Source organism: Bifidobacterium sp. B4081 (genome assembly GCF_026537335.1).
Lineage (GTDB): Bacteria > Actinomycetota > Actinomycetes > Actinomycetales > Bifidobacteriaceae > Bombiscardovia.
Window position 1 is genome coordinate 35439 of record NZ_JAFNMM010000007.1, and the last position, 25592, is coordinate 61030.

Here is a 25592-nt window from a genome sequence, read left to right on the forward strand (position 1 = left end):
GCCAGCCTGGGTCACTTGGAACGGACCCGCAGATGCAGTCCGAAGACCAGATCGGTTTCATCCAGGCGGTAGGCGGGATCCAGCTCGGGTCCGCAGCTGTTGGAACCTATGCCGCTTGTGGCATAGTCCAGGCAGAGCACGGTCGAGCCGCATTCCTCCAACTCATGGTCGTGCCCCTTGATAGTCAGCTCCTCCTGCGTGTAAGGGGAACAATTGAAGCTGATGGGCCCATCCCCCGCCGTCTGCAGCAGGGAGCGGTCATCCTCCACTAGGACGTAGTCGCAGCCATAATGGGAGCCGTTCTCCTGAGGACGCAGGTAGTGCTCGACCATGCCTGACGCGGTGTCATGGAAAACGCCATAGTGGCTGGCACGGTGCATGTCCCGGTAGCTCTCGTAGGGCCCATAGCCGCAGTAGGTGACCCGCTGCAGGCTCTTGGGCAGGAAGAGTCGAAGGCCGAACCTGGGCAGATAGGGGAACTCGGGATCCCGATGCAGCTCCATCTTCAGATCCAGCCCACCCTGGTCGCTCAGGGTCCAGGTGGCGAGAATGCTGCCCATGGGCTGAATGAAGGGCGCCACCAGGGACAGCTCGGCTCTGATCGTGGTCAATCCCCTGCCCTGGTCGGTCTGCAGCTGGCAGGATAGGGCTCGAGTACTAGCCCGGTCGTATTCGGCCTTGCGCCATTCCTCCTTGATGGTGGCATCGTTGTCGGTGGGCGCCCGCCAGAGGTTGACCTCCATAGGGGCGGTCAACAGGGAACGGTTGTCGATGCTCATGGATTCCACCATGCCGGTACGGCGGTTGAAGACGTAGCGCCAGTCGGCCCCCTCCACATTGAAACGGGCATCAGTCCGCCTGACCACCGGCCGGTGGGCGCCCCGGGATCCGCTGCCGGGGTCGGCACTGATGACCCTGGCCACGCCGTTAGGGCGTTTAGGCAACCCCATGTCCGCAGCTTCAAGCTGATCAAAGCCCAGCGGATGCCCTTGGGGAAGCACTGGATCGGCCTTGGCCAGGGTGTACTCCACAAGCAGGGTAAGACGGCCCTTCTCAGGGGGATCCATGGCGGGCAGACCCACGGTGCCCTCGGCATGGGGGGCGATATGCAGGCCGGTCCCCCGATCCAGTTCGGGCATCCCGGAAGCCACCGGCTCTCCATCACACAGGAGGATCCACTTCAGGCTCAGGTATTCGTCCAGGTAAGTGAAGTCCAAATAATTATGCAGGGTGAGCAGACGGGTCTGGGGATCGTAGCCGACCAGACGGGCCGGTCGGTAGACGTTCTTGAATTCCCTAAGGCCGGTGTGGGGCCGCCGGTCGGGGTAGACCAGGCCGTCCATGCAGAAGTTGGCATCATGGGGGTACTCGCCGTGGTCTCCCCCGTAGGCATAGATCCGACGGCCCCTGCGGTCCCTGCCCTGGTCGATGGCGTGGTCGGCCCACTCCCAGATGCAACCGCCCAGAAGTCCCGGATGAGCCTGGAAGACTCGGAAGTAGTCCTCCAGATCCCCTGGGCCCAGCCCCATGGCATGACAGTATTCGCAGAGGAAGTAAGGCCGACGGCCCCCGTCCCCGTCATCCCCGTGGCTGCTGATGCCGTGAGGACCCTCCGGCGTGAAGTAATCCTCGATTTGCTTGATGCTGGGATACATCCGCGAGGTGATGTCCAGATTGCTGTAGTCAAGATCCTTCCGGGGCGAACCGTGGATGGCCGACTCGTAGTGGGTCAGACGGGAGGGGTCCCGAGACTTGGTCCAGGCCAGAGCCGCCTCGATGCCACAGCCGTATCCGCTCTCGTTGCCCATGGACCAGATCAGGATGGAGGGATGGTTCTTGTCCCGTTCAAGGCTGCGCTGGACCCGGTCCACAATGGCCTTGGTAAAGATCGGCTCGTCGGCGATGCGACCATTCCAGTAATCGGGTTCCTTCCAGTCCGGACCGTGGTAGAGTGCCTCGATGCCATGGGCCTCCAGGTCGGCCTCGGCGATCAGGTAGAAGCCCAGCTGGTCGTAGAGGGCGTAATACTGAGGGCTGTTGGGGTAATGGGAGGTGCGGATGGCGTTGACGTTGTGCTCCTTCATCAGGGTCAGGTCACGCATGATCTGCTTCTGATCGATGGCAAAGCCGGTACGCGGATCCCCGTCATGGCGATTGACCCCGTGGATCTTGATAGGCCTGCCGTTGACCTTGACCACCTGGCCGTCCACGCTGACGGTACGCAGGCCGATGTACTCGGTGATGACCTCATCCGAGTCGCTGGAGCCGGTAGAGGTGGCCCTGGTCGACAAGGTCAGCCGGTAAAGTTCAGGATCCTCGGCATTCCAGAGACGAGGATGGCCAACCTCCATGGCAAATTGCGCAGGCTCCTTGCAACCCGTCAGCTCGGCCCGTGCCACCTCCACACCGTCAGGGTCGGTCAGCAGAGCCTGGATGTCCAAAGCGGCATCATCCTGGCCCGATACCCCGGTCGGAACCAGATCCAGGGTCACACTGGCATGGCTCATGTCCTTATCAAGGTCAGTGTGGACGAACCAGTCACGCAGACGTGCCTTGGGCCGACGCAGGATGTAGACATCGCGGAAGATGCCACTCATGCGGAACTTGTCCTGGTCCTCCAGATAGCTCCCATCACACCACTTGAGCACCAGAACGGCCAGCTGGTTACGGCCCCGCTGCAGATGGTCGGTCACGTCGAATTCGCTGGTGGCGTGCGAGACCTGGCTATAGCCGATCAGATCCCCATTGACCCAGAGATAGAAGCAGGAATCCACCCCCTCGAAATTGAGCAGGGCCCGAGGCGCTGAGGGATCGGGATCGTAGTCGAAGGCGCGCAGGTAGATGCCGCAGGGATTGTCGGCAGGCACCCTGGGCGGATCAAAGGGGAAAGGATAGCGCACGTTGGTATATTGGGGATTGTCATAGCCATGGGTCTGCCAGACTCCCGGCACATGGATGGGCTTGTACACCCCTCGGCCCGCATCCTTGGAAGGGCTGTAGTCGGCTTCAAAGAAGACCGGATCCTCGGCCTCGACCGCGGATTGGACCTCGGCGTCCAGCTGGTCGATGCTGGCATAATAGCGAAAATCCCAGTCCCCATCCAGGTCCAGGTAGCGATCGGAACGCCTGCGCAGGTCACCACGCGTGTCCATGGGGGCGCCGGCTGGCACGCAGTATGCACGGTTGGGCTCGGTCCCCACATGCAGCGTGGCTGGATCCTCGTAATAACGTGGTATGAACATGACTATTCCATCCTCCTCGGTGGCCATGGCAGCAGACGTTTCACAGGCGTAATTGTTTACGCTCACATGCGACCATGATAGCGGGGCCATGGCACAGAATTCCCGGAGGTTGTCACAGTCCTCATTGCACCGGACGCGCCGTGCTCTCGCGGATGACCAGCTTGGGGGTAAGGATGCGGCGGTTACCCCCCACATGCTCCCCTCGGAAGATCTTCAGAAGCAGGTTGGCCACCTTGGTGCCGTAGAGTCCGGCATCACGATGGACCGACGTGATGGAGGGATAGGTACTCTGGCAGATGAAGCTGTCCTCGAAGCTGACCATGGCTGGCAGACCCATGTAGGCCGACGCAGGAGCAGCGGTCTTCTCATCGGACCCTTGCCCTGCCATGGATGTCGTCCTGCTTTCCAGCATCGCTCGCAGGCTTGCCGCAGCCATGATCTCGTTCTCGTAGATAAAAGCCGTATATGGATTCTTCCCCGATGACAGACGAAGCGTAAAGGCGGCGGCCTTGTCAGGCGTGAAGTCCGTGAACTCCACTTTCGGCTCCCCCAGGTTCTTACTGCGGACGAACTCCTTGAAGGAAGAGACACGGGCACGGCTGTAGTCAAGGTTCTTATCCCCCGACAAGTAGGCGATCCGGGCATGCCCGCGCGAACTCAGATGATCCATGATCGTCGTCATGGTTCGGGAATCGTCGATGGACAGCGAGGGCAGGTAGTTATCTGAATCAGGTCCTCCGGCCAAGACTGCGGGCAGACCCAGATTGTGCAGGAGCCGAGGCCTGGGATCATCGGAGAGAAGATCCACCAGCACCACCCCATCGACCCGCTTGCGTCTGGCCCAGTCACGATAGGTGTCCAGCTCCTCATCCAGGGTGGCGCAAGGGCGGAAGAGCAGGCCGTAGCCCGACCTGCTCAGAGAGGCATGGATACCGGCCATGAAATGCAGCATGAATCCTTCGGTCTGGAAGGCATCCATGGACCTGGCCGGGGCGAAACCCACTGTCATAGTCTTGGAACTGCCCAAGGCCTGAGCGGCATATGCAGGTTTCCAACCCATTCTGGCCGCCGCTTCGCGAACCCTGCGCTTGGTCTGGATGGAGACTCCGGGCTTGTCATTGATAGCGAAGGAGACTGCGGTCTGGGATATCCCCAGTTCGTTGGCTATGTCCTTGAGGCTGACCCTGGCATCGTCCATCTCCTTGTGATCCGTTCTGGCTTCTGTTTCTCCGCCAGCGGACTCGTCGCCCATGCGCCACCTCATACCAACCATCCTCGTCGACGCCCGTAATCCGGCTCGACCGACTCATCAAACAAAACTGCCTGCCACACGCTTTAGGCGTATATGAACATCGGCCTTAACCTTAACTTAGACCCTCATCCGCACAAAACAGTGGCTTACAACGCATACGGTTGCAGACGACCATGTTTGAGATCAAGGACCCTGTTATCGTTCACATATAGTCTCCGAAGGAAACTAAATCCGAATATGGTGGGCCAGAGTGCAGCGGTCAGGACTTCTCTGGCAGGAGGGAGGGGTCAGATACGGCGCTATAGGAGCTTCCGCCGACAGGCTTGACGGCGATGCACTCGCTGACACCCCTGTCCTGCAGCCAGCTGCTATCCGCCGCGTGCAGGGAGGTGACCAGTGTCGGCCTTGCACCTTGATGGCTGAGTTCCATCCACTTGTTGAAGATGGACCCGCCGGGCGCACAGGCAGATCTGAGCAAGGGATCATCATGCTCATCCACACCCACGACAAGAGCCGTGGACCTGGGCTGAGAACCCTCCTTGCCAGAGTAGTCCTTCACCGCCTGGGCGAAAGCCTGTCCTATGGGCTTCAGGTGCCTCTCTTGGTCAAACAGACCCAACTGATGCTCAAAGGGTGGGAAATCACCGAATTGCTGGTCAACGTCATGCGAACACCACCAGGTGATGCCGAACATGTCGCTGCAATCGAGGGCATGTTCCACCGAAGACCTGCAAAAGTCAGCGGCCTGTCCTGCGTCCATCACATTGAGCGGGGCACCGACCTCCTGCAGCCAAACCCGCCGATGTGGCTGACTGGCAAAGGCCTTCGACAGTTCCACCAGGTACTCGGCGTGCCGCGTGCTTTCCTCGGCCAGGGGGCCGGACTCCTGGGCGGCGCCGTTGAAAACCCAGGAATGAATGCAGGTCATGTCTCCGATGTTGGACACATATCTTGGCAGAAAGGCGTGGCCGTCCTGATACCAGGTCGCATCGTTTTCGGAATGCAGGAGCACACGGCCTTCCTGGGCCGCCCTCTCCTTCAAGGGGGTCAGCAGCTCCAGCAGCCAGTTTTCAGCCTCCTTGGAGGTGGCGGGCATTCGACGCGGATGGACACGATCTGTGAACTGGTTGCATTCGTTGCCAATGGTCAGACCACGGAAATGGGGCAGATCCGCCAACGCTTCATAAACCGAAGCGACCAGTCGGGCCTGCGCCTGAATAGCGTCCGGATCCGTAAACATATTGGTTTCGTGCCATGAGACCAGCCATGAGGGCACGAAATCAAAACTGGACATGTGCCCTTGAATCACATCCGAATAGACATCCAACCCTCGCTCATCCGCCAGGGCGGCCATATGCCTCAGGTCGTCCAGGGCGGCGCCGTTGATCCAGGTCCTGTTGGGCTGGAGCAGCGTCCACAGCGGGAAGATGCGGATATGATCCAGCCCAATGGAAGCAATGTCGTCAAGGTCTTTGGCGACAGCATCCCAATCCGGATGCAGCCAGAAATAGAACCAGTTGTGGGAGGGGGTGTAATTGACTCCAAATTTCATGATGATGCTATTCCTTGATGCCACCCTGTTCCAGACCACGGAAGAAGTAGCGTTGGAAGCAGGCGAAGAAGACCAGAATCGGTATCAGGGAGACCAGGGCCCCCGCTGCTATCAATCTGGGATCCGAAATGAACATGCCCTTGAGTCGGTTCATGCCCAGTGTGAGCGTGTAGTTTGACTCGTCGGAGATGACGATCAGGGGCCAGAGGAAATCATTCCAGGCGCCCACAAAGGCGAAGATGCCGACGACGGTCATGGTGCCTTTGACCTGAGGCACGCAAATCCTGTAGAACCGCTGCCAAAGATTGGCACCGTCCACCTCGGCCGCCTCCTCAAGCTCGTCCGGGATGCTCTTGAAGGCATTGGTCATGAGCAGAATGTTCACGGCGCCCACCATGCCTGGCAGGGCAACAGCCAACAGGGTGTTCTGCAGGCCGACACTTCTGACGATCAGGAACTGGGAGATGACCACACCCTCGACGGGGATGACCATGGTGCCCATGAAAATCGTGAAGAGCAGATTGCGCCCGCGCCACTTGAGCCGGCCCAGCGCATATCCGGCCATGGTCGAGAAGATCACGTTGCCACCGATCGAAAGGATGGCAACGATCACCGTATTCAGCATGTACCGGAAGACCGGAACCTGCCTGAAGACGGATAGGTAATTATCCCAGGTGGGTGTCTTCGGAATGATATAGGGCGGAACCGCATAGACGTTGTCGCCCTTGCCCTTGAAGGAGAGCGACAGCTCCCAGACGAAGGGCCCCACCAGCAGGATGAAGACCAGTATGAGCACAAGGTACTGGACGACCTTGCCGACTGTGACATTGGAGTGACCGCTTTTCATGAGTCCTCCCCCCGCTTCTGGATGATCTGTTGCAGAATCAGCATGGCTCCGACCACAACCAGGACAATCAGCGACAGCGCGCTGGCATAGCCAGTCCTGGCCTGGATACCGGTGCCCTCCTTCTGGATGAGCATGGACATGGTGATGTCTTCACCGCCGGGACCAGCCGTGCCATTGGTGAGCACGTAGATCTCGTTGAACACGCGGAAGGCCGCGATGGTGGACAGCATCATGATCAGCACGATGGTGGATCTCACTCCTGGAATGGTGACATAGAGGAACTGCCTTACCGGGCCGGCCCCATCCAGCGAGGCTGCCTCGTACAGGGAGGCGTCAATGTTGGCCAAGGCGGTCAGATAGATGACCATGTAGTATCCCAGTCCCAGCCAGATGGTGACGAACATGGATGTGAACAGTATCAGCCAGCGATCACTGAGGAATGGGATCGGGCTGTGGATGATGTGTAGGGACTCCAGAACCGAGTTGACCAGCCCCTTGGGATCCAGCAGGTTGGTCCAGATCATTCCCACCACCACGGCCGACATGACCACGGGAGTGTAAAAGGAGGTTCTGAAGAACCCCATGATCCTGGAGTTCCCCTTGACCAGGTTGGCCAAAATCAATGGAAGAATCACCATAAAGGGGACCACGCAGACCACGTACAGGGTGGAGTTGAGCAGCGCGGTCCAGAAATAGTCGTCATGCACGATCGCTACGAAGTTCTGGATGCCGATGAACTTGCCCGGTCGCAGCAGCGTGGAATCGGTAAAGGCCAGCCGGCAGGTATTCAGCGCAGCAACGATGACGAATATAAAGACGATGGCAAAGGCCGGGAAGACGAACAGGTAGGGGGCCAGGGTTGTGGTCCAATGGGTCCCCTTGCCGCCTTGTCCCCCGGCTTGAGACCCGCCGGGCCGGCCGAGGGCAGAAGCCTTCGGCCGGACGGCGGAAGAGTCAACGCGGCTCATAGTTACTGCAGCTTCTCGTTGGCGTACTTGACGGCCTTGTCCAAGGACTCCTTAGCGGTCTGCTTGCCTTGCAGAGCCAGAGCAGCCTGCTGTTGCAGGTAGTCCTTGCCATTGGCATCGGTGAACTCGGCAGGACGGCTTGAGTACCCGGTCTTTACGGAGTTCAGAGTGACCTTCAGCGCCTTGCCTTGAACATCACTGGTGTCGATGTTGGCGTAGTAGGGATCATCAAGACCGCCCTTGCTGGAGGGGAAGGTGTTGGACTTCTTGGCGAATGCCAGCTGGTTCTTGGCATTGGTCACATATTGGACGAAGTCCAGGGCGAGCGTCTTGTTCTTGGTCTGGGCGTTGACGGCCAGCATCTCATAGGCCAGGCTGGCGGACTTGCCCTCATCGCTGATCTTGGTGCCCACAGCCAGATGCTTGTAGAGGTCAGGAGAGTTCTGCTTGAAGTCCGCCGCCGAGTAGGCGCTGCCGCCCATGGCCACGATGGAGCCCTTCTGGAAGAACTCGCCCTGCTGAGACCACTGTGCGCTCAGGGCCTCCGGCGGAATTCCCTTCTTGTTGAACAGGTCGACGAAGCGCTGCAGGTGCTTGACGGCCTTGGGGGAATTGAAGATGTACTTGGTGTGGTCCTTGTTCATAATGGGGATGCCAGCCGACGCATAGTCATCGACAGCACCACCCAGCATGGTGGACATATAGGCCCCGCAGCCGCTCTTGACCATGGTGTCCGCCTGGGAGAAGTAGTCATCCCAGGTCACCGGCAGCTTATTGGGATCCAGCCCGCACTTCTGCATGAGCTCGGTGTTGTAATAGGTGGGTCCATCGTTGACGTACCAGGGGAAGCCGTAGGCACCTTCCTCGATGTCCTTGCCCTTGAAGGTCACCGCATCCCAGGCGTTCTTGTAATAGTTGTTTTGGGCCTTCGGAGCTTCCTTGCTGATGTTCATCAGGGCCCCGGCCTTGGCCAGACCGTACATCAGGGAGGGACCGGCATCGATGATGTCGGGCAGGGAATTGGCTGCTGCGTCGGCGGACAGCTTCTGTTCATAGTTGTCCGAGGGCTGGTCGATCCACTTGATGGTGGTGCCGGGATGCGACTTCTCGTAGGCCGAAATCAGGTTTTTGAAGTACGGCGTGTACTTGTCGTTCTTCAGATTCCAGGTCTGGAAGGAGATCTCGCCCGACGGCTTGCCGTCCTTCGACCCGCCTGAACTGCTGTTGCTTCCACCGCACGCCGCCAGCGAACCAGCCATGGCAGTCGCGCAGATCAGTACTGCTACCTTCTTCAGTGCTCTCATCGGAGCTTCCTTTCTGTTTTTACTACTCACTTCTTTGTGGAGCTTCCGGCCGATCCAAATTGACGAACGAACCGGCCGGACAGACACCCATGGTCAGGCGATTCAGCGCCTGGAGAGTCTCAAGGTGGTGAATTGGAAGGGAACCAGATCCAACAGGGCCCCATCGGCTTGCGCCCCCTGCTCGGAGCACAGGCCTGGCCGCACACCCTCGGGCACAGGACCGTCCTCCAGAGAGTTGGCCTCCTTCACGGTCGCCCCCTGAAGGACGGACCCTGTGTGCAGCCTGGCCTTGGAGGGCGAAGAATCCGGGTTATAGACCCTGACAATCACATCACCGCTGTCGTCATCAGCCGTCTTGATCCAGTCGATGACGGTGGTGCCCTGAATATCCTCGACACCAGCCAGCGGCTCAACGGCAGGCAGTCCATGGTGGAAGACCGGAGCGTTGAGGGCATAGGCTGCTTGCAGAATGTCAGCCTGGGTGTCCCCGGGGACGATGGACCAGGCAAAGCTGTGCTTGCCCCTGTCGGTATGCGGATCGGGAAAGACCGGGGCGGAAAGGAGGGTCAGTCTGACCAAGGTTCCTGCCTCTTTGCCAGCCTTCTCGTCGTAGTGGATCGGTGTGGTGTCGCCGCCGTATGTCGAAGCGTTGACCACGCCAACAGCAAGGTCGTCGTCGCTGATTCTGACGAATCGATGTGTGCAGCTCTCGAACTGGGCCTCTTCAGCGGCGTTGTTCTTCTGGATGGGCCTATCGATGAAGCCGTACTGGCACTCGAATTGCGCATACCTGGCCTGAACGGCGACGGGGATGTCCACCTTGAGCAGCTGCTCATCCTGATGCCAGTCCACATCAGCAGTGAAGTCCAACTGCCTGCCGCCGGGAGTCAGCCCGATCGTGGTGACGATTGTGGTTTCGCCATGCCGGCGCGATACCCGAACACCGGAATCCAAGACCTCAATGGTGACTGGGTCATCGACCGGAGAAGCGGTCAGCAGGGCATCACGCTCCAGATCCCAGGCATCCCACATGTAGGGCTCGTCCTTGAAGAGCTCGTATCCGCCGACCGAGGAGCCTTGCGGGACCAGATCCCTACCAGAAGTCCTGTCAAGAATGGAATGAACCTCGCCATCCGAGCCGACGACGGCCCGGATAAGTCCGTTATCCATGACGAATCCGTCGCCTTCTTGGCTGACTTGAACAGGCTTGATACCCTCGGGGCCTTCCTGGGCCTGTACTGGTCCGACGGGTTCCCAAGCCGTCTGGCTCCTGCCGTCCATGGGTACCAGCCTGGCATCAGACACCATGGGTGCCTGCGGCCGGGCGGAGGCTATGACGCGAGCAGCCTCATCGCCGATCTGCTCCAGACGGGCGATGTCCCTGTGGTAGTCCTCCCTGGCCAGCCTATGGACCCAGGAGATGGCGGACCCTGGAAGAATGTCATGGAACTGGTTGAGCAGCAACGTGCGCCAGATTTGGTCCAGCTCCTGACGGGGGTAGGTGTACGAGTCATCGACCAAGCCGGCGTAGGCGCAGAGGTATTCGACCGTGCGCAGCATGGCCTCCTCCTGCCGGCAGCCCCGCTTCATATCCTGCTGGGAGGTCAGGGTCTTGCGGTGCAGCTCCAGGTAGAGCTCGCCCTTCCAGACGGGCATTTCGGAACCAGCCTCCGCGCGGATCTCTTCCTCGGACTGACGGAAGAAGTCTGCAGGAGCCTGATACCGCACCTTGGCCGATCCCTCCACGTCATGCAGGCGCTCATAGCGTCCCAGCATCTCCCTGGTGGTGCCGCCACCGCCATCGCCATAGCCGAACAGCACCAGGGCCCTGGTCGAGATGTCCTTGTCCTGGTAGTTTTCTTCGGAGTGGTTGAGCTCGCGGGCCGTCATGCTTGAGGCATAGGTATCCATGGGAGGGAAATGCGTGAAAATAGCCGTGCCGTCAATGCCCTGCCAATCAAAGGTATGATGCGGGAATTTGGTCGTATCATTCCAGGAGATCTTCTGCGAAAGGAAGGATGTCATTCCTGCACGGCGGGCAATCTGCGGGAACTGACCCGTGTAGCCGAAGCTGTCCGGCTCCCAGACCACGGTTGTATCCACCCCTAGATGCTCCCGGTAGTACCGCTTGCCATAGGTGAACTGTCGGGTCAGCGACTCCCCTGAGGGCAGCATGCCGTCAGACTCCACCCACATCCCTCCGACGGGGATGAACCTGCCTTCTTGGATGCGATGCTTGACGCGGGCGAAGAGATCGGGATGATCCTCCTCCAGCCATGCATACTGCTGGGGCGAGCTCATGGCATAGATGAATTGAGGATCGCGCTCCATCAGGGCGAGCATGTTCGAAACAGTCCGCGCCACCTTGCGTCTGGTCTCCCGCTTGGGCCAAAGCCAGGCGGAGTCGATATGGGAATGGCCCACTGCCGCATGATCCAGGGCGCTGGGGGCCGCCGGCACCGCCAGCACGCCGGCCAGGGCCTGCCGGGCCGGCGCGAGCGTGGCCAGGTCACGCTCATCGTAAATATTGAGCGAACGCTGCAGGGCCTTGCCCAGACGCCAGTAACGCGGCTGGCTCTGGTCGCATTCGCGGATCAGCTGGGCAGCGACCTCAAGATCCATGCAGTAGTTCCACGCCTCATGGTCAAAATGGCAGACATCCATCTGCTTGAGGACATTAGGCTCATCGGCACGGCCGGTCGCCCCCTCCCCCAGCTGCGTCTCCACGAATGCGGGGGTGCCAAGCAGGAGAGGATTGCAGGCAGCCTCCAGATAGACGGTGAAGGTTCCGTCAGGCTTGATGACCGAAGCCTCGTCACGGGTCGGATCCCCGTCCAAATCAGTCCCGTCCAACGGAATCCACCGGTTCCTGGGATTCACAGCCTTGATGATCGAACCATCCGGACGATAGGCCTGGGCCTCAAAATGACCACCAGGCGCATCAGGATGCCAGCCCAGATCGACCACCAGCTCGATCGGGCCCTTGGCGGCCCAGTCGGCATCAACTCGGCCAGTCACCTCCATCCAGGTGGTCCCCCAGGTCGTGCCCCAAGTATCTCCCAGGGAGAGAGGCTGGAAGTCCACGCTCTTGCTCTGTAATTTTCCGAAGAACTCCGATGACGGTATTGGCTCCCCGGAAATGACGAAAGAGCGGACTTGGACCTGGCCCACAGGCCGCTCAATCTTCGGTAGCACGCGTTGACGCACGACACGGTCGCACTTGTCAAGCACGCGTTCTATCTTCAGCTGCATCCTCACAACCTCCTCTTAGGCCCACTTCGCAACTCTACTAAAGCGGTTTAGTTCAATTGTACCCTATCCAATACCCAAAGATCTCGCCCCAAAAAATAGCGTGTTTCTGTTCACAAGTTCGAAAATTCGGCATAAGCCCACATTCCATTAGGATGAATTCCTGACGAAAGGCGCTATCACAACGTTTTGCCACCAGCACACGCTTTGAGCAAACCCCTTGGCCCATGAAGACTTGCAACCTCCGAGGACACTTTCAGCCTTATTTCGCAGATTCTGAAAATGGGCTCTTGTCCACTGTTCGCGAATTGGCAGCTATAAAAGAGGGTCCAGGTGCCGGAAGGCAGAAGGACCCTCGATCTTCAGATGACCGTCACTGCTTGTTCATAGCCGCTGAAAGGGCCTTGGTCCATTCGAAGGTCGTAGGTTGAAGCTTGTCGTCGCCACGACGCACTCCATCTCTATCGACGGCATACTCAAAAACACCGCCTTTTTGTCTGCCATCGGCCCCGTCATCAGGCTCCCAAAGAGCGTACTGCATGGCTCTGCTGGTTGACATCGGCTCTTCGGTGTCATACCACCATCCGCCTCGCTCTTCATAGAAGGAGAAACCAGGAATGTACTGTCTGCTCTTGATCGTGCCCTTGTAGGTCTCCCAGTCCCGCTGGAGGGCTCCGACCGAACGCCCGTAGGCATCGGCGAATACGTAAGAGATCACGTCGCACACTCCCCTATAGAGGCTGTTGGTCCCAGGCTTGTTGGTGTTATAAGCAAAGATGGAACTCGGCTCAGGTGACTTGGGCCCGTAGTAACTCGACATGGCCCTGAGAACCCCCGTGGCTCGTTGAACGTCGGTGGAGGTCATGCTCGCCTCTGCGTTGACAACAAAGCCGTCAAGTCCAGGGAAGTAAAGATAGGACTTCTTGAGCTCGCTGGCGCGTTTGGCGTACCCCTCTGCATTGCTTTCCATGGGCGAAAGAGACTGATGGTCATGAGGGTCGTTGAAATCATCCTTATAGAAGAGGCTGATATCCAGACTCCTGATCACTTTTGTACCCTGCTTGTGCAGTGACTCAATCTGCCCAGGAAGAGTGTCCCAGAAGGCCTGAGTAGTCTCCGGGTTGGGAAAGGCGATAGCTATGTCCACCTGCTTGGGCAAATCCGACATCGAGTTGAAGTTGACAGTCGGGTCCGAATGCGTATCTCTCCAGGCCCTGAAATAAGCAACAGTCATCTCATGGGTCTTTCCTTGAACATCAGATTCGGCCCAGGCAGCAGTGGATCCTATTGCGGACGTTCCTGCTAAGGCCAGAATGGCCATTGATGCCGTTATCATTCTCCGTTTTTTCATGGTTGATCTCTTTTCAAACTTGTTCTTCTTTAACTGAAGCAGATAAAATGTCGATTGCTTCCTCTCCGCGGCATCGAAGCTTCTTCTATTCCTTGACTGCACCGGCAAGCAAGGTTTGGTTGCCGATATATCTATTCGTAACTTCGTAGATAATCAGAATAGGTATTGAATACAGCAGCGAGAAAGCTGCTAGCTGGCCGTACGCAACCGTGCCATGCTGGCCGAAGAAGGTGTATATGCTGACGGCTGCCGGTTCCTTATCCGGAGACATCAGAAGCATGAAGGGAACGAAGAAGTTCCCCCAATTCCCAGCGAATTCCGATATAAAGATGACCAAGAGCGATGGAACCATCAGCGGCACGACCACATGGAACAGGGCCTGCATTCTCGTGGCTCCATCCACCCAAGCGGCTTCCTCCAAGGTAACGGGCACTGAATCCATGAAATTCTTCATCATGAAGATGCCCTGCGGCAATCCGCAAGCGGTCATGAAAAGAATGGTCCCGGTCAGTGAATCGATCAAGTGAAGCTGGACGAATATCCCGTAAACAGGGACCATCATGGCTGTAATTGGCAAACAACTGGCGAAGAGGATGGCGTTAACGGTCCGGTTGGTGGTCTTTGAACGGAATCTGGAGAGAGGATAGGCTGCCAGGACCGAAAAAGTCACCACTAGGACCGATGTGCCAATACTGATGATCAGCGAGTTGACGATAGGCAACCCGAAGGTCTGCATGTTGAATACCTTCACAAAGTTCTGGAGGGAAAAACCCAAGTTGAACGAAGACAGGGTTGCATGCGTGTTGAAGGAGGCGACCAGCAGCCAGAGCATGGGCGCAGCGAAAAGAAACCCTATCAAGGCTGTCAGTATCGCAGCGACCAGCTTCATCCAGTCATACCTGCGTGGCGCGTTCATCCGTGGATCAAGAGTAGCTTCAGTCTTCATCATTTGTCCTTAGCAGCTTGATATAGAGCACCGAGAAGAGGGCGCCCACGACGACCAATATCACCGAAATGGCGGTTCCATATCCCAACTTCGAGAAGTTGAAAGCCTCCAAGTAGGCAAGAACGGGAAGGGTGCTCGAATTCGTGCCAGGCCCCCCGCCAGTCAACACAATGATGATGCTGAAGACAGAGAGTGTCTGCAGGGTGATCAACATCAAATTGGTAAGAATCGAGTGCCGCATAATAGGCAGCTTGATTCTGAAGAAAGACTGCCAGGCGTTTGCGCCGTCTATCTCAGCAGCTTCGATGACATCCTTGGAGATGTCATTCAGAGCAGCTTGATAGATGAGCATTGAAAAGGCAGTGCCGCGCCAGACGTTCACAATGATGACGATGGTCATTGGATGGTAGTAGAGGAGAGCCGACCAATCGGCACCCACCGCCTTGCCCAGAGCGTCAAGGGTGCCTCCACCAGCAAAGAGCGCGTAGGCGCAGTAGCACCCGACAATGTCCGGAATGACCCAAGCCAGAACCACTATTGAGTCTACGACCTTTGTCAGTCTTCTGGGCGCTTTTTGACTGAGCAGAGCCAATACCATGCCCAGTATGTTCTGCCCAATTAGCGCCGAGGCCAGAATCAAAAGAATGGTCAGCCAAAGGGACTTGGGAAAAACAGGATCCGTGAAGAGCGCCACATAGTTCTTCAGACCAACAAAGTGTGGGTTGACAGCTGTTGAACCAACCATAGAATAGTCGGTCAGCGAGGCATACAAGGACCATATGATTGGGCCAAGCAGGAAAAGCACCATCATCGCCGCTGCTGGCAGAATTGGGGTGTAGTGCTCAGCGTTTATCAATTTCTTTCTTGTACTGCTATTCATTTTCTTCTCTCAGTCACGAAAGAAAACCAGCGAATGGAATTCGGTTACTTCGCGGCTTCTGCATGATCGGCACCTACAGTTTTGACTATTGCAGAATCGTATTCAGCTGCTGCATCCTTGACTGACTTCTGGCCGGTCAATACACTTTCCGTGGCTATGGCGACCTGGTCGGAAACCTCTTTGTACTGGGAGTTTGCAGGCCTGTACTGACTGTACTTGGCCAAATCCGTGAAGAACTTGATAGTGGGATTGGATCCCAAGTATTTCTTATCTTGCTCTACATCCTTGCGCACTGCGATTGATCCAGAGATTGTGTCGTACGCTGCAGCGTGTTTCTCGTTTTGGAAAACTTTGAGCGCTTTAAAAGCAAGATCAGGATTCTGCGTATGGCTGGACAGCGCCAGGCCCCAACCGCCAGACATTGAAATCAGGCCAGGCTTCTGCCCGTTCTGAGTTGGGAAACCACACCAGCCAATATGCTTCTGCCAGTCAGTCCATTCGCTGTCGCCGCCTGGCATCCACGATGAAGCCAGCCAGTTGCCCTCGATTGACATGCCAAGTTTCGACTGAGGCATCCACTGTTGCCCGACCTTGTCACCAAGCTGAGGATCCAGAGCCTGCTGGGGCGTGGGTGCCAGACCCTTGCTGTAAATATCCTTGATGAACTGGAGGGAGTCTTTGAATTGCTTGGAACCAGTGACCCACTTTTGAGCCTTGGTGTTGTACAGTGTGCCACCCTTGGTGCCGTAAAGAAGCATATCGAAGCCTTGCATGACGGAGACCTCTCCCAGAGGACGGCCGGCATAGAGGTTCATCGGTATTACGTCAGGCTGCGTTTTCTTGATCTTCGTCGCTGCATCAATCACATCATCCCAGGATTTAGGCTGCCAGTTGTCACTCAGGCCGGCCTTCTTGAGAATGTCTTTGTTATACCAGATGCCCCTGGTGTCAGTGCCCAAGGGCACTGCATAAATTTTTCCATCATCGGCTTTGCCGGCGTTCTTCGAACTATCAAAATACTGCGACCAATCCTTCCACCCTTTCAGTTGGTCATCAATGGGCTTAAGGTAACCAGCTGCTACATAGGGACGGATCATTTCCGTGTCAAGGATCATGAGGTCTGGAGCGGTTTTTTCGGATTTGCTCATCAAGGCCAGCTTGCTGCCATAGTCATCCCCGTTCGATTTGATAGGCTCCAGCTTCAAAGTGGCGCCTTTGTTCTCAGACTCAAACTGAGCTTTGACGTCTTTCATCCACTTGCTTATAGCACTGGTGTCTCCGGTGGCCTGGTAGGCAAACTTGACTGTTTTCTTATCCGATTCGGAAGAGCCACACGACGATAAAATCCCGACGCTGGTAACCGCAGCCAGCAACATGACTGATATTTTCCCCAGTTTATTCATGAGAGACTCCTTTGTTCTCCAATTTTTCTTTTATATAGTGTATGATTTTATAATCGGTTCGCCTCAACCGATCGTCACCTTGGGCAACCCCATCGCGATCTATTGCGTAGGCGAAAAGTCCTCCTGTGCGGTTCGAACCAGTCGGATGCCAGGATAGGAGGTCTTTGACCCTGCTTCCTTCAATCGGATACGTGACATCACCCCATCGAGGGCCTCCTTCTTCATAGAATGAAAAACCAGTGACGAATTTTGAAGCAGGTACAAAGTCGCGGACCTGCTCGAAAAGTCCTTGAATACGACGAACATCCATGCCATAGGTGTCAGCGAAATAATAGGAGCAATCTTGATAGACCTGAGCAATCAGACTGGTCTGAGGCAGAAGAATATCCTGATCGAAAATCATGAGGCGTGAGGATGCTGAACTCGGTCCCCACTTTCTCGCCAAAGCGTGAAACACCGCAGCTACGGCAGCCATTTGATCGGACTCAGGTTCATGATCAACATCAATCACTAGGCCGTCATAGTCAAAGGGCTTTAGGTAGTTGGCGATTATCTCGTCGGCACGGCTTTCTGGTCCGCTGCTTTCTTCGCCAAGCCGGGTGAAAGTGTGAACTTTGCCGCAATCCTCGTAGGCATCCCGATAGAGGCAGTCCAAAAACAAGGTTCGGACTACCTTTGTGCCCTGCGTGTGGAGTTTTTCAATGTAGACCGGCAGAGCAACCCAGAAATCATCATCGACTTCTCCATTGGTGATGATGGACACAAGATCCAGGTCTGCGGGCACATCGCCAAGCGAAATTGAGTCCCCTTTTGGTTTTCCACAGTTATCATGCCACGCGCGGTAATAACCGGCCAAAATAGGTCCTGGTTCGTCACTTTCGTGATTGCTGTCCAGCCTGCCCTTTGCCTCATTCGACATCAACAACCTCCATGTTGTTCGCAGTAGTTCTTCGATGATCTACTAAAGCGATTTAGTTTTAGTATAGCCGCTTACCACACAAGAGCCATAAAAATCCTCAAAAATACAGAAAAGTCGCTTAGAAGATCAGAGTACTAATTCTCCAGGAATGGCTATTCCTCAAGCCTCAGACATTACTCAGATCAGAAAATCCCCGCTTTTTTTCGCAGACATATCCGAGTGTCTTCTAACCATGACATACAGCAATCCCGGATAGCCGAAAGCGCATAAGAAAACCCTGCACGACGGTGCGAATTCCGTCATACAGGGTTGAGCGATGCTTAGCTAAAGCTCAGGCCTGAGCCAGAGCCTCCACAATGTAGTTGTTGATGGTGGCCTTGACCACTTCAAGATGGTCGGACTTGTCGGCGGCGATCAGTTCAGCCTGCGGCTTGTCAAGGCTGTACTCCTCCAAGGAGGCCAGCGTAGCCGTGCCGTCCTCAACAGTGGAGCCGATGCCGGATTCGAAGGAGGAGTAGCGCTCCTGCTGGAGCTGCTCGATGTAGCCGTCCTCGTGCATCTTGGCCGCGACCAGCAGACCGGCGGCGTAGGTGTCCATGCCCACGATGTGGGTCCTGAAGAGGTCCTCCGGCAGGAAGGAGGAACGGCGCGGCTTTGCGTCGAAGTTCAGGCCTCCGCGGGGCCCGATGCTGCCATTGGCCAGCACCTCCCACATGACGGCGGTGGCATCGTAGAGGTCCGAGGGGAACTCGTCCATGTCCCAGCCGATCAGTTTGTCGCCCTGGTTGGCATCCAAGGACCCCAGGAATCCGGCCTCGCGGGCCACGCGGACCTCATGCTGATAGGTATGCATGGCCAGGTTGGCGTGGTTGCCCTCGATGTTGAGCTTGAAGTTATCCTGCAGGTCATAGGTGCGCAGGAAGTTGATGGTGGTGGCCGCGTCGTAGTCGTACTGATGGAGTGTGGGCTCCTTGGGCTTGGGCTCGATCAGGAACTGCGCGTCGAAGCCGATCTCCTTGGCGTAGTCCACGCACATGTGGAAGAGGGCGGCCATATGGTCCTGCTCCTCCTTCATGCGGGTGTTCCAGAGGGATTCATAGCCCTCGCGGCCGCCCCAGAAGACGTAGTTCTCGGCACCCAACCGCTTGCCGATCTCTAGGCTGTGCTTGAGCTGGCCTGCGGAGTATGCATAGATGTCAGCGAAGGGCGAGGTGCCGGCGCCGGCCTCGAAACGGGGGTTGGTGAAGAGCGACGAGGTGTTCCAGAGCAGCTTGACGCCCGTGTCCTTCATGGCGGCCTCGATGCGATCGATCACCTTGTCAAGATTGGCGTCGGTCTCGCGCAGGGTGTCGCCCTCGGGAGCCAGGTCACGGTCATGGAAGCAGAAGAACTCGACCCCTAGCTTGGTGAAGAGCTCGAAGGCGTAATCCACCTTGGCCAGCGCCTGATCCATGGGATCGGTGTAGCGGTAGTAGGGCCTCTGCGCGGTGGGATCGCCGAAGGGATCCACCAGGCCCTGGTTGAAGGTGTGCCACCAGGCCACAGCGAAGCGCAGCCAGTCCTTCATGGGCTTGCCGGCCACCACCTTGTTCTTGTCGTAGTAACGGAAGCCCAGGCCCTCCTTGACACCCTGGCGACCTACGTATTCGATCTTGTCAACGTCCCACAGACCCATAATGCTCCTTTGCCTAATGCATTTGCCTTTACAGCGTTCACAGGGGAGGAAACCAGTTCCTGCCTCCTGAACAATAAGAGTAGAGGGACGGATCGATTTTGTCAATTCGTTGAATTATATCTTTGGCCGGTCTTTCTCTGAGACTGTCTGTGGCTTGCCCCCAGGGAAAATGATGGCGTACACGGGAAAGTAAATGACCATCTGCACGCCGCCGTTGATCACGGTAATCAGCACGTTATAAACCGACGGCGGAAAGAAGCGTTTGCAGACAGGCACATACAGCCCCATCAGCACAGAGCAGACGACGGTGATGGCGACAAAGGCGATGATGTACCAGAAAATCTGATACCAGACATTGCCATGCGACTTGAAGGTGACATTGCGCTGCATAGGAAAATTGACACATTGGGCAACGAAAAAGGTAAACGCAAACGCAGCGAAATACCCCATACCGCCAGTGGCGTCGCCAGTCACCGGGTAATCGAACACATAGGTATCCACAATGCCAAGATGAATATGTCCAAGCTGAGCAGGTATCGAACACCAATCTGTAAGCCGATAGACGACCTCCGGCAGAAAAGTCAGCATCAAATATTGCAAAAGCGTCACCAGCAGGGAGAAAGCGTAAAAAGTGAGAAACTGCGCGATCCGCCGATGACGGGATGCAAATCGTCTCCAGTGCATGGCCACAACCGAACGGATGTCATGCATGGCTCTCCTCCGTTGTCGACTCCTCATCACGTATCGGAACGCTGATGGCGGCTTGATGACGGCCGTCGGAGATCTCAAAGTCAAGCTTTGCCGGACCATGGAGGCCGGCTGGCCGATTGGCCTGCACCACTGCCAATGCCTGGCCGTAGTAGCTGCGTGTATGCCCCTTGAGAAAGCCCTCAGGATTATATGGCGCCGCACATCCAAGGGCCAGCAACCGACCGCCCTGTACATGGCCGGCCAACTCCCCCTGGATCATCGGCTTATCGATGCCCTGATCATCCGTGTATCTCGCCCGTAAGAAACAAAGCCTGCCTGGACGTACATACTCTCGATCGGCATTCAAGGTAATCATCGTCTCTTTCCCGGCAGAGTGCAGCTTCCGTCGGCCAATCAACTGACCGAACCGGTCGTATACCAGGGCCTCCAACACCCCGTGCTCATAGGTGCAGGAGAAGCGGAATCTGGTGCTTCCATGCGAACGCGAGCGCCCTACGCAACGTCCATTGAGCCTCAAGACAACCTCATACGCTCGGGCATATACCTCGACTTGTGCAGTCCGGCCCTCGCATCCATCCCAGCTCCACGAATCCAGGGCATCGGTCATCTTCCAAGCGCTTGGGGAATGCCGCTCCCCCGCATGATTGACAGGGCGGACCGCTAGATAGGGACCAGTTTCAGCCCCTAATGCCACACGGGTATACAGAGCCTCACCCAAGGGCCTGCCGGTCAGGTCCAGACGTCCGGAACCTGCAGTGAGCCAACCGAATCCGCTGAACCGTGGCGCCTCCTGCCGATACTCCCATGCTCCTACGCCGACTTCGCCAAGATAGTCCATTCCCGCCCATACGAAATCGCCGATCAGACGCGGATTCCGGTGGGCCAGATGCATGAATTCGTCAGCATCACTGCAGAAGGTCTCAGTGCCCAGAATAAGTCGATGAGGGTACCGACGCAGATCACCTGCGTACCGTTTGATGCCATAGTTGTACCCAGACACATCCATGCAGGCGAAGGCTCCGCGCGTCCGACGGTCGCAGGCTGGAAGGGTAGCCCCGGTCTTCATGAAATTCGCTCCCATGATTCCCGCCATGTCGTTGAAGAACTGGCTGCCTACAGCACCATGGTGCCGGTTCTGTGCGGAACCTGCATTTTGTTCGGCGCCCTGTGCAGCCTCCTTTGCGGCTTTTTTATCCGAATACACCCCTAGTCCAATGGAGCTCAGGAAGTTGAAAAAGATATTAACGCCGCATGTCACAGGTCGACCGGCATCCAGCCCATGCAGAACCTCAACCATGCGTCTGGTCAGTTCAATACCCTTCGGCTGTGCGGTTTCGCTGACCTCGTTGCCGATGGAGTACATGATGACCGATGGATGGTTGAAGTCCTTGGCCACCATGTCAGCCAGATCCCGACGCCACCATCGTGGAAAGTACTGCACATAGTCATGCGCGGTCTTGTGTATGTACCAATGGTCTATGTACTCGTCCAGGACCAGCATGCCCAGACGGTCGCAGGCCTCCAGAAGGCTCTTTGAACAGGGGTTGTGGGCGCTGCGGATGACGTTGTAGCCGTTGCGCTTGAGCAGTCTCACCTTCCGCTCCTCGGCCTCGGGCCAAGCGCAGGCGCCAAGAATCCCGTTATCATGGTGGACGCAGGCCCCTTTAAGGATTCTGCGGACACCATTGATGAGCAGACCCTGATCGCCCCAGGCGACAGTCCGTATGCCGAATGTAGCCCGCGCCCGATCCCGGCAGCCCGAGGAGGAGACGAAAAGGACCTGGCACTCATACAGCGTCGGGCTCTCAGGACTCCATGGCTGAGCACCTGGAAGATCAATATCCGCCTGGGCCCTTCCTTCTGCATCCACAGGAACCTCGATGTCAGCCAAGGCTTCTCCCTGTTGTGCATCGATGGGCAGAATGCGGATCTGCGCAGTTCCTGCGGATGAAGCCTGCAAAGACACGTGAATGGCACATGGGTCGGTGCCCAGGGTGGAGACTTTAATGCCATCGGGATGGATGCATTGCCCCCCAGCGGTCCACAGAGTGACTGGACGGTAGATGCCCGCCCCGGAGTACCAGCGGGAATTCGGCTGCTCAGCATTGCGCGCGACGACACGAATCAGTCCCCTGCCGCCTGGCTGTATCTTCCCGCTCAGGTCGACGAAAAAACCCGTGTACCCATAGGGATGGAAGCTCAGTTTGCAATCGTCCAGCCAAACTTCGCTGTGTTGATATACACCCTCGAACTCTAGAATCATCGTGTCATGCGGGCCCAGTTTATCCGTGCGGATTTCCTTGACGTATTCATAGTCACGCCCCACAAACCATCCGCTGTTGGCGCCACTCGGCGCATCAGGTCTCCGAGGCTCCCCCAGCATGGCATCGTGGGGAATCTCCACAGGTGTCCAAGACTCGTCCTTCTCCTGGAAATGGCGATATCGCCACCCCTGGTTCCATTCAGTTGCTTCCATGAAGTTCCTTCACCGCGTCGTAAGGTCTCGCCAGCCGCCATCCACTGAAAGCGGAATGGCAGCCGACAAGACCGGTTCGAGAAAAGGCCAGCCGATGCTCCTAGAACTGGCGCCGACCCCTACTACATCCTTGAGAATCAGACTTTAGCCCCAGAGTCTGCAGAAATGGCGATCGTTCGGGGCTTACCGCAGAAACGGACAATTACTGCCACGATGGCCACCGCATATCCCACAACTCCAACAATGGACCAATTGAGCGCCGTCTGCTCAGACGGAGGGTAATTGACGGGGATGAAATAGACATCCGCCGCCAATCTGACCCGCGACATGGCAAATACTGCGAAGGCGATCAACAGGAGCACCTCAGCCGCAAGGGACCTTATGGAAGCCACAGTACTTTGCTCTCCATCGAGCCGGGCCGGCTCAACTGGGGCCAGGCACACCCATGCCAGTAGTGTGCAGACGATCACGACTGCGCTCAGCCCTTTCCCAGCAAGATACCCCGTCATTGAAGAGGCAAGGTAAATAGCCAAGCCCACCAGGGAACACACCAATGCCGTCCAAAGGCTGCCTTTACGTTCCATGCGCCACCTGATCATCGAGCACCTCCTTCGTCAACATCCACACCAGATCGAAGCGATTTCCCTGATAAACGTCGCCAATCCAGCACGCAACCAACCAATCCAAGCAGGGTAGCCAGAGCTGTAAGGGCGATGCCCGCAAGATACAATCCACGCCACCAGGTGAGCGTGTTCTGTGTATGCGTAGTCTCGTTGACACCATTCATCGCATTGGAGTTGGCCAGCGCCCACAAAGCGTAATGAATATCCTTGCGGATGGCCGACAGCATGGCTTTGTCGGAGCTCAGGGTTTCAGGATTCCAATATTCGACCCCCTGATTACCGAATCCGCAAAAGGCTGTGGTTCCTGCTAACAGCGACTCCTTTGGGGAAGCATGAGGCGAAACTGAGGTGAAGTCGGTTACCGAGTAGCCGGTGAATCCCCATTCATTCCGCATGATGTCGTTCATGACACCGACATTGGCACTGGATGCCACGGCACCTATACGGTTGTAGGAAGTCATTACACCCAAGGCTCCCTGACGATAGTCGCCGTGCAGGTGAGCACGGCCGTCGAAGTCGTCCGGTTTGCCCTTGGCCTCAAAAGCCTGTTGGATATTGCGCAGATCCATCTCGCGAGCCTTCTGTTCGAATTGCCCATGGCCGGCGCCAAAGCGCTGTTGCGGGCCATGACATCACCCAATCGCGCCGAGGGCGACACCACTCCGGTAAGCACATCAGCCAGGGCCTCGAAGCCATAAGCTCCAGGGAAGCCAATCCACATGATGGCGCTGATCCGCGGGTCATCCTTCAGATCGCCTATCTCCATGGGGTTTACGGAGTTGATGAGGACAACGACCTTCTTGAAGTGAGACTCCGCCTCGCCGATAATCTCCTTCTCTTTTTGAGACAAGGCCAATATATTGCCGGTCGAAGTCGAGACACCGGTCGCGAGGCCGCGCTTGCCTGGGTAATATCCATCGCCGTTTTCGCCACCAGGCCGGCCGACCACGACAATAGCCGCATCGCCAAACTGTACATATTGCGATCTGAAGTCCGGATTGAGGCCGGTCAATTCATCAATCGATAATTCACATGGATCGTTATATTTGGTGATTTCCGCGTATTCAGGCAATATGCCACCGCCGAATTTGGGAACCGTCCACTTCTTGCCTTTGAAATATTGCTGATATGCCTGGAGCGTGGATGGATTCAGACGCAGCCCCTTCTTGGCGAAAGCCTGGGTGATCTGCTCAGTGGAATGCTCGTCAGTAACGGAGCCTCCCGAACTGCCATAGATTGGCGCGAATCCTCTGATGCCCAGCATGGTCACCTTCGCATGCTCGGCAAGCGGCAGAGCCTCATGGTCGTTCTTGAGCAGGGCGAAAGTTTCAGGCGCCTCCTGAAGAGCTTCTCTTATGAAACCCTGATATGCACTTTTTGCGGTTTTGAATTCGGAGGCGTAGGTCCAGGCGTCCTTGCCGTGGGCGGACTGATCAGTGACGATTCTCTGGCTCCTAGTGCCGAAAAAGGCATCGATCGATGTTCTATAAGTCTCCATGACGAGGCTCGCCATAATGACCAAAGCGAGCAACAGGGCTCCGACGGACGTCATCGCCCTCCATAGCCGTGATTTCTTCGACATGTATTCTCCTTTTCTCACATTGGCCGCAGGTTATGGCCGTCGCCCTCATTGGCCAACACGTCACCCCGACCGCTGCGGAATTCATTCTTCAACCGGCAAGTTCCACCGGCAAGGCCAAGTGCCTGAATGGTCGAATTACGGCCTCGAACGTCAAGAAGCGCTTGGCAGAACGATGGTGAGAATGAACAAGTGGTCCTCAGCCTTGATGAACATCTTGCCATGATATCGTTTGGCAATCATCGACATAGAGCGCAGGCCAAAACCGTGATCACGCACATCGATCTTGGTGGTCATAGGCAGCCCATTGACAAACCTGATTTCGCCAGGAAAGGGATTCTCGACCCGGATAAGCACCATGCCCACGCGTTTTTTCACATCAAGGCTGATATATCGGCCATCTTTGGGTTCGAAATCAGCGAGCGCCTCCAACGCATTATCCATAGCGTTGCCGAAGAGCGCATAAACATCTGTAGGATTCATGAACCTGAGCAGAGCCCCGTCTATCATCCTATCGAACCTTATGCCACGACGTTCACAGACCAGAGCCACCCTGAGCATAGAACCTGCCGTCAACCCCGCCCTGGAATAGCACCATTGTATCGGGCCAAGGGA

At 56.8% G+C, this 25592-nt stretch carries 19 protein-coding genes; all 19 read right to left on the minus strand.

Annotated elements, in window-relative coordinates; all coding sequences use genetic code 11:
- Window positions 1–11: 11 nt before the first annotated feature.
- A complete protein-coding gene (locus J3T92_RS09215) occupies window positions 12–3308 on the minus strand; it encodes a glycoside hydrolase family 2 TIM barrel-domain containing protein (protein ID WP_416378864.1) in 3297 nt (1098 codons plus the stop codon).
- Window positions 3309–3363: 55 nt separating this feature from the next.
- Complete coding sequence (locus J3T92_RS09220) at window positions 3364–4440, minus strand: LacI family DNA-binding transcriptional regulator (protein WP_267401272.1); 1077 nt, start codon at window positions 4438–4440, stop codon at window positions 3364–3366.
- Window positions 4441–4753: 313 nt separating this feature from the next.
- Window positions 4754–6046 carry a glycoside hydrolase 5 family protein gene (locus J3T92_RS09225; RefSeq protein ID WP_267401234.1) on the minus strand — a complete coding sequence of 431 codons (1293 nt, stop codon included), beginning with the start codon at window positions 6044–6046 and terminating at the stop codon, window positions 4754–4756.
- A gap of 7 nt (window positions 6047–6053) precedes the next feature.
- Window positions 6054–6893 (minus strand): carbohydrate ABC transporter permease, encoded by an 840-nt coding sequence (locus J3T92_RS09230; RefSeq protein ID WP_267401236.1) that lies wholly within the window; start codon window positions 6891–6893, stop codon window positions 6054–6056.
- A complete protein-coding gene (locus J3T92_RS09235) occupies window positions 6890–7861 on the minus strand; it encodes a carbohydrate ABC transporter permease (protein WP_024627196.1) in 972 nt (323 codons plus the stop codon). Before J3T92_RS09235 ends, J3T92_RS09230 begins: the two co-directional genes overlap by 4 nt.
- A 2-nt stretch (window positions 7862–7863) precedes the next feature.
- Window positions 7864–9165, minus strand: a complete 1302-nt coding sequence (locus J3T92_RS09240) for an ABC transporter substrate-binding protein (protein WP_024627197.1) — start codon at window positions 9163–9165, stop codon at window positions 7864–7866.
- Between the two features lie 102 nt (window positions 9166–9267).
- The gene (locus J3T92_RS09245) at window positions 9268–12417 is read right to left on the minus strand and encodes an alpha-mannosidase (protein WP_267401238.1); all 3150 of its coding nucleotides are present in this window, start codon (window positions 12415–12417) and stop codon (window positions 9268–9270) included.
- A gap of 370 nt (window positions 12418–12787) precedes the next feature.
- Window positions 12788–13765 (minus strand): hypothetical protein, encoded by a 978-nt coding sequence (locus tag J3T92_RS09250; RefSeq protein ID WP_267401239.1) that lies wholly within the window; start codon window positions 13763–13765, stop codon window positions 12788–12790.
- A gap of 85 nt (window positions 13766–13850) precedes the next feature.
- Window positions 13851–14714 carry a carbohydrate ABC transporter permease gene (locus J3T92_RS09255; RefSeq protein WP_267401240.1) on the minus strand — a complete coding sequence of 288 codons (864 nt, stop codon included), beginning with the start codon at window positions 14712–14714 and terminating at the stop codon, window positions 13851–13853.
- Window positions 14701–15591, minus strand: coding sequence for a carbohydrate ABC transporter permease (locus J3T92_RS09260; RefSeq protein ID WP_267401241.1), 891 nt, complete (start codon window positions 15589–15591; stop codon window positions 14701–14703). Before J3T92_RS09260 ends, J3T92_RS09255 begins: the two co-directional genes overlap by 14 nt.
- Before the next feature lie 44 nt (window positions 15592–15635).
- Window positions 15636–16994 carry an extracellular solute-binding protein gene (locus J3T92_RS09265; protein WP_267401242.1) on the minus strand — a complete coding sequence of 453 codons (1359 nt, stop codon included), beginning with the start codon at window positions 16992–16994 and terminating at the stop codon, window positions 15636–15638.
- Complete coding sequence (locus tag J3T92_RS09270; protein WP_267401243.1) at window positions 16987–17913, minus strand: hypothetical protein; 927 nt, start codon at window positions 17911–17913, stop codon at window positions 16987–16989. The genes J3T92_RS09265 and J3T92_RS09270 overlap by 8 nt, the downstream gene beginning before the upstream one ends.
- Window positions 17914–18244: 331 nt before the next feature.
- On the minus strand, window positions 18245–19588 hold the full coding sequence (gene xylA, locus J3T92_RS09275) for a xylose isomerase (protein WP_267401244.1): 1344 nt from the start codon (window positions 19586–19588) through the stop codon (window positions 18245–18247).
- Window positions 19589–19702: 114 nt separating this feature from the next.
- On the minus strand, window positions 19703–20299 hold the full coding sequence (locus J3T92_RS09280) for a hypothetical protein (RefSeq protein ID WP_267401245.1): 597 nt from the start codon (window positions 20297–20299) through the stop codon (window positions 19703–19705).
- Entirely contained in the window at window positions 20292–22775 is a 2484-nt protein-coding gene (locus J3T92_RS09285; RefSeq protein WP_267401246.1) for a glycoside hydrolase family 2 TIM barrel-domain containing protein, read from the minus strand. Before J3T92_RS09285 ends, J3T92_RS09280 begins: the two co-directional genes overlap by 8 nt.
- A gap of 137 nt (window positions 22776–22912) precedes the next feature.
- A complete protein-coding gene (locus J3T92_RS09290; RefSeq protein ID WP_267401248.1) occupies window positions 22913–23359 on the minus strand; it encodes a hypothetical protein in 447 nt (148 codons plus the stop codon).
- Window positions 23360–23370: 11 nt separating this feature from the next.
- Window positions 23371–23859: a hypothetical protein gene (locus tag J3T92_RS09295; RefSeq protein ID WP_267401249.1), complete on the minus strand. Its 489-nt coding sequence runs from the start codon at window positions 23857–23859 to the stop codon at window positions 23371–23373.
- Window positions 23859–24980: a glycoside hydrolase family 3 protein gene (locus J3T92_RS09300; protein WP_267401250.1), complete on the minus strand. Its 1122-nt coding sequence runs from the start codon at window positions 24978–24980 to the stop codon at window positions 23859–23861. The genes J3T92_RS09295 and J3T92_RS09300 overlap by 1 nt, the downstream gene beginning before the upstream one ends.
- 150 nt (window positions 24981–25130) lie before the next feature.
- Window positions 25131–25487 (minus strand): ATP-binding protein, encoded by a 357-nt coding sequence (locus J3T92_RS09305; RefSeq protein ID WP_267401251.1) that lies wholly within the window; start codon window positions 25485–25487, stop codon window positions 25131–25133.
- Window positions 25488–25592 lie beyond the last annotated feature (105 nt).

Bases quoted from the DNA above. Each gene is read 5' to 3' on its own strand.
- J3T92_RS09220 (WP_267401272.1), bottom strand. From the start codon at position 4,440: ATGGACGATGCCAGGGTCAGCCTCAAGGACATAGCCAACGAACTGGGG.
- J3T92_RS09225 (WP_267401234.1), bottom strand. From the start codon at position 6,046: ATGAAATTTGGAGTCAATTACACCCCCTCCCACAACTGGTTCTATTTC.
- J3T92_RS09230 (WP_267401236.1), bottom strand. From the start codon at position 6,893: ATGAAAAGCGGTCACTCCAATGTCACAGTCGGCAAGGTCGTCCAGTAC.
- J3T92_RS09235 (WP_024627196.1), bottom strand. From the start codon at position 7,861: ATGAGCCGCGTTGACTCTTCCGCCGTCCGGCCGAAGGCTTCTGCCCTC.
- J3T92_RS09240 (WP_024627197.1), bottom strand. From the start codon at position 9,165: ATGAGAGCACTGAAGAAGGTAGCAGTACTGATCTGCGCGACTGCCATG.
- J3T92_RS09245 (WP_267401238.1), bottom strand. From the start codon at position 12,417: ATGCAGCTGAAGATAGAACGCGTGCTTGACAAGTGCGACCGTGTCGTG.
- J3T92_RS09250 (WP_267401239.1), bottom strand. From the start codon at position 13,765: ATGAAAAAACGGAGAATGATAACGGCATCAATGGCCATTCTGGCCTTA.
- J3T92_RS09255 (WP_267401240.1), bottom strand. From the start codon at position 14,714: ATGATGAAGACTGAAGCTACTCTTGATCCACGGATGAACGCGCCACGC.
- J3T92_RS09260 (WP_267401241.1), bottom strand. From the start codon at position 15,591: ATGAATAGCAGTACAAGAAAGAAATTGATAAACGCTGAGCACTACACC.
- J3T92_RS09265 (WP_267401242.1), bottom strand. From the start codon at position 16,994: ATGAATAAACTGGGGAAAATATCAGTCATGTTGCTGGCTGCGGTTACC.
- J3T92_RS09270 (WP_267401243.1), bottom strand. From the start codon at position 17,913: ATGTCGAATGAGGCAAAGGGCAGGCTGGACAGCAATCACGAAAGTGAC.
- xylA (WP_267401244.1), bottom strand. From the start codon at position 19,588: ATGGGTCTGTGGGACGTTGACAAGATCGAATACGTAGGTCGCCAGGGT.
- J3T92_RS09280 (WP_267401245.1), bottom strand. From the start codon at position 20,299: ATGCATGACATCCGTTCGGTTGTGGCCATGCACTGGAGACGATTTGCA.
- J3T92_RS09285 (WP_267401246.1), bottom strand. From the start codon at position 22,775: ATGGAAGCAACTGAATGGAACCAGGGGTGGCGATATCGCCATTTCCAG.
- J3T92_RS09290 (WP_267401248.1), bottom strand. From the start codon at position 23,359: ATGGAACGTAAAGGCAGCCTTTGGACGGCATTGGTGTGTTCCCTGGTG.
- J3T92_RS09295 (WP_267401249.1), bottom strand. From the start codon at position 23,859: ATGACTTCCTACAACCGTATAGGTGCCGTGGCATCCAGTGCCAATGTC.
- J3T92_RS09300 (WP_267401250.1), bottom strand. From the start codon at position 24,980: ATGTCGAAGAAATCACGGCTATGGAGGGCGATGACGTCCGTCGGAGCC.
- J3T92_RS09305 (WP_267401251.1), bottom strand. From the start codon at position 25,487: ATGATAGACGGGGCTCTGCTCAGGTTCATGAATCCTACAGATGTTTAT.